At 41.7% G+C, this 5,000-nt stretch carries 2 tRNA genes and 3 rRNA genes (1 of these 5 running past the window's edge); all 5 read right to left on the minus strand.

Annotated features, from left to right (window positions below):
- Positions 1-6: 6 nt before the first annotated feature.
- Positions 7-123 (minus strand): 5S ribosomal RNA (rrf, locus tag AJ881_RS04060).
- A gap of 255 nt (positions 124-378) precedes the next feature.
- A 23S ribosomal RNA gene (locus AJ881_RS04065) occupies positions 379-3,435 on the minus strand.
- Positions 3,436-4,159: 724 nt separating this feature from the next.
- Positions 4,160-4,236 (minus strand) — tRNA-Ile (locus AJ881_RS04070).
- An 8-nt stretch (positions 4,237-4,244) separates the two neighbouring features.
- A tRNA-Ala gene (locus tag AJ881_RS04075) sits at positions 4,245-4,320 on the minus strand.
- A 103-nt stretch (positions 4,321-4,423) separates the two neighbouring features.
- A 16S ribosomal RNA gene (locus AJ881_RS04080) occupies positions 4,424-5,000 on the minus strand; it runs 936 nt beyond the window's last position.
- Together the 16S, 23S and 5S rRNA genes with 2 tRNA genes alongside form the textbook arrangement of a ribosomal RNA operon.

Consider the following 5,000-nt stretch of genomic DNA (forward strand, 5'->3'; position numbering starts at 1 on the left):
TTAACAAGTCCGCAATGAGCTACTTTCCCCCTGCCAGTAAGGCGTAGTATCATCACCCACGATGTGCTTAGCTTCTTGGTTCGGGATGGAGCAAGGCGTTTCCACATCTGTATAATCACGGACATTGTTATTTAAATATTCTTTGAAAGATTTAATTTATAAATAAAGCTTAATCTTTTATTTCTTTATTTTTTTCTTTATTCTCTTTCTTCTTTACTTATCTTTTATCTTTAATAAGTTTTTATATAGAATACTTAAAAAACAATGTTAAGAGCAAGTTCTAATATAAACTCTACTTGAAAGATTTCTATGAAACTCTAAATATTATCTATATTCAAAGTCTTATTAAAAACCTTAACAAGGAAGTGATGCTTTATTAAAGATAAGCCAAACGCTCTATTAGTACTGGTCAGCTAAAGGACTTTCATCCATTACACACCCAGCCTATCAAACTAGTAGTCTTCTAGAGAGCTTAGAGAAGATTCATCTTAGAGTTGGCTTCACGCTTAGATGCTTTCAGCGTTTATCCTTTCCAAACTTAGCTACGCTGCGATGCTCTTGGCAGAACAACAGCTACACCAGTGGTTTGTTCAACCCGGTCCTCTCGTACTAGGGTCAAATCTCTTCAATCTTCTTACGCCCACGGCAGATAGGGACCGAACTGTCTCACGACGTTCTGAACCCAGCTCGCGTACCGCTTTAAATGGCGAACAGCCATACCCTTGGGACCTGCTCCAGCCCCAGGATGCGATGAGCCGACATCGAGGTGCCAAACCTCCCCGTCGATGTGAGCTCTTGGGGGAGATCAGCCTGTTATCCCCGGGGTACCTTTTATCCTTTGAGCGATGGCCCTTCCACACAGAACCACCGGATCACTAAGACCGACTTTCGTCTCTGCTTGACTTGTATGTCTTGCAGTTAAGCTGGCTTATACCTTTATACTCTACGAACGATTTCCAACCGTTCTGAGCCAACCTTTGTAAGCCTCCGTTATTATTTGGGAGGCGACCGCCCCAGTCAAACTACCCACCAGACATTGTCCCACTTGAGGATAACTCAAGCTGGTTAGCTACCCAAATAAGAAAGAGTGGTATCTCAACAATGGCTCATATACAACTGGCGTCATATACTCAAAGCCTCCCACCTATCCTGCACATTCTTATCCAAGTAGCAGTGTCAAGCTGTAGTAAAGGTCCACGGGGTCTTTCCGTCTTGCCGCGGGTAGGAGGAATTTTCACCTCCACTACAATTTCACTGGATCCCTCTTTGAGACAGCTCCCATCTCGTTACGCCATTCATGCAGGTCGGTATTTAACCGACAAGGAATTTCGCTACCTTAGGACCGTTATAGTTACGGCCGCCGTTTACTCGGGCTTCGATCAAGAGCTTCGCTAATGCTAACCCCATCAATTAACCTTCGAGCACCGGGCAGGCGTCACACCCTATACATCCTCTTACGAGTTAGCAGAGTGCTGTGTTTTTGGTAAACAGTCGGGAGGGACTCTTTGTTGTAAGTTTCCTTGCTTTCGGAGTAAATCCTAATACAAAGCTAACCACACCTTATACCGAAGATACGGTGCTATTTTGCAGAGTTCCTTAAAGAGAGTTCTTCCACGCGCCTTAGAATACTCATCCCACCCACCTGTGTCGGTTTACGGTACGGGCAACATTAGCTAAACTTAGAAACTTTTCTTGGCTCGACGGCATCAGGGGTTCTTCTATCCATCCGAAGATTTCAAAAAGCCTTTCAGTTCTCGGAGTGTTCTTATACGGATTTGCCTGTATAAGCTCCTACGACCTTAGACTAGCACTTCCATCCGCTAGCCCCCTTAGCCCTAAGCGTCCTTCCATCGCACACTAATGTTGGTATTGGAATATTAACCAATTTGCCATCGTCTACCCCTTTCGGACTCGACTTAGGACCCGACTAACCCTACGATGACGAGCATCGCGTAGGAAACCTTGGGTTTACGGCGTTAATGATTCTCACATTAATTATCGCTACTCATGCCTGCATGCTCACTTCTATTCGCTCCAGCACTCCTTACCGGTATACCTTCGACGCAAATAGAACGCTCTCCTACCACTTGCACACAACTTAAACTACTTAACTTTAGCCTAAGAATATTTTTACTGATTTTACTAAGCTTTATTTCTATCTTTACTCTATAAAAATCAGTAAAAATATAACTAAAACATATAACTTAGTTTCTCATATTCTAAACTTAAATAATCTAAGTTGTGTGCAAGTCTACAGCTTCGGTACTTACTTTAGCCCCGTTATATTTTCCGCGCAAAATCACTAGACCAGTGAGCTATTACGCTTTCTTTAAAGGATGGCTGCTTCTAAGCCAACCTCCTGGTTGTTTAAGTAACTTCACATCGTTTTCCACTTAAGTAAGATTTAGGGACCTTAGCTGGTAGTCTGGGTTGTTTCCCTCTTGACGACGGATTTTATCACTCGCCGCCTGACTGCTGTGATTACATATAAGGTATTCGGAGTTTGATAGGGTTTGGTACATTGGTGTATGCCCTAGCCCATTCAGTGCTCTACCCCCTTATATTACGACACAACGCTATACCTAAATATATTTCGGAGAGAACCAGCTATCACGAAGTTTGATTGGCCTTTCACCCCTATCCACAAGTCATCCCGGGGCTTTTCAACGCCTATGGGTTCAGTCCTCCACTAGTTCTTACACTAGCTTCAACTTGCTCATGGATAGATCACTTCGTTTCGGGTCTGCAGCATCTGACTAAGCGCCCTATTCAGACTCGCTTTCGCTACGGCTTCGCGTTTGCTTAACCTTGCCAGACACCACAACTCGCAGGCTCATTATGCAAAAGGCAGTCCATCACACTGTATTGCTACATAGTGCTCTGAATGATTGTAAGCAAATGGTTTCAGGTTCTATTTCACTCTGATCACCTCAGTTCTTTTCACCTTTCCCTCACGGTACTTGTGCACTATCGATCTGGTATTAGTATTTAGGGTTGGATCGTGGTCGACCCGGATTCAGACAGGATTCCTCGTGTCCCGCCCTACTCAGGATACTGCTAGCTAAGCTTTGTTTTTCGCATACGGGACTATCACCCTCTATGGCTATACTTTCCAGAATGTTCTGCTAAACTCAGCTCTTGCACATTGCAGTCCTACAACCCCCAGTGCAAGCACTAGGTTTGCCCTCTTGCGCTTTCGCTCGCCGCTACTGACGCAATCTCTATTGATTTCTTTTCCTGAGGGTACTAAGATGTTTCAATTCCCCTCGTTCGCTCCTATATAGGTAATGTATATCTCTATACATTGGGTTGCCCCATTCGGAAATCTACGGATCAAAGCTTCTTGACAGCTCCCCGTAGCTTATCGCAGTCTAGTACGTCCTTCATCGCCTTTACCAGTCAAGGCATCCACCATTCGCTCTTAGTAGCTTACCTTTTGATGTTCTTTTAGCAGATGAGAAAGCTCATCTTAAAGAACCAAAGCTAAAGGCCTACCCCGCCAACCTAAAAGATATTAGGCTTAAAACGAAATAAACTAAACATTCATTAAAAAATTAATGTAGATAAAGCTTCAATTCTTAATCACTAAAAAAACAATTTGCATAAAAGTTAGATATAACCTAACTTCTACCTTTTATTATTGATTCTAAAACGCATCACTTCCTTGTTAAAGTTTTTATGATAAGACTTCTTTATCTTAAGACGGAAAGCATTCAAACCTTAATATAGAACTAAATGATTTAGTCTTAACTAAGCTGTGAGTTTGAAACTTGTCTTTAATTTATAAATCTTAAATCTAATATTCTCTTTATTTTAAAGATAAAGATAATTAAAAGATATAAGTTAAACCAAAGAAAAGATAAATAGGTTTTATCCTTTAACAAGTCCTGTAAAATTGTTTTTATTAAAACTTGCTTGTGACTCTTAACAATGATAATTAAAAAGAACATTTAGGTTTAAAACCTAAAGGAAGTATATATATTAATATAATCATTATAAATATAAATACATAATGTATATGCTACTTATATCTATTTAAAGTATATTCTTTTATAGCTAAAGATAAAAATAAATCTAAGTATAGAGTTTATATTTTATATTTAATCTACTTTATATACTTGCTTTAGATTTTAAAGCTTTTTTATTCAAATCTTTTTTATGGTGGGCCTAACAAGACTTGAACTTGTGACCTCACCCTTATCAGGGGTGCACTCTAACCAGCTGAGCTATAGGCCCTTAATAAATGGTGGAGAATAGCGGGATCGAACCGCTGACCTCCTGCGTGCAAAGCAGGCGCTCTCCCAGCTGAGCTAATTCCCCATAAACAATTAGCTTTATCATCAATCTTTGAAATCTAAACAAGAATCAATTGAGTTTATATATTTGAAGTAATAGTTGTGAGACTTATTACTTTGTACTCTAGAAAGGAGGTGATCCAACCGCAGGTTCTCCTACGGTTACCTTGTTACGACTTCACCCCAGTCGCTGATTCCACTGTGGACGGTAACTAGTTTAGTATTCCGGCTTCGAGTGAAATCAACTCCCATGGTGTGACGGGCGGTGAGTACAAGACCCGGGAACGTATTCACCGTAGCATGGCTGATCTACGATTACTAGCGATTCCGGCTTCATGCTCTCGAGTTGCAGAGAACAATCCGAACTGGGACATATTTTATAGATTTGCTCCACCTCGCGGTATTGCGTCTCATTGTATATGCCATTGTAGCACGTGTGTCGCCCTGGGCATAAGGGCCATGATGACTTGACGTCGTCCACACCTTCCTCCTCCTTACGAAGGCAGTCTATTTAGAGTGCTCGGCCGAACCGTTAGCAACTAAATACGTGGGTTGCGCTCGTTGCGGGACTTAACCCAACATCTCACGACACGAGCTGACGACAGCCGTGCAGCACCTGTCTCTAAGTTCTAGCAAGCTAGCACCCTCATATCTCTATAAGGTTCTTAGGATATCAAGCCCAGGTAAGGTTCTTCGCGTATCTTC

Source organism: Campylobacter sp. BCW_6460, from assembly GCF_001762705.1.
Classification (GTDB): domain Bacteria; phylum Campylobacterota; class Campylobacteria; order Campylobacterales; family Campylobacteraceae; genus Campylobacter_D; species Campylobacter_D jejuni.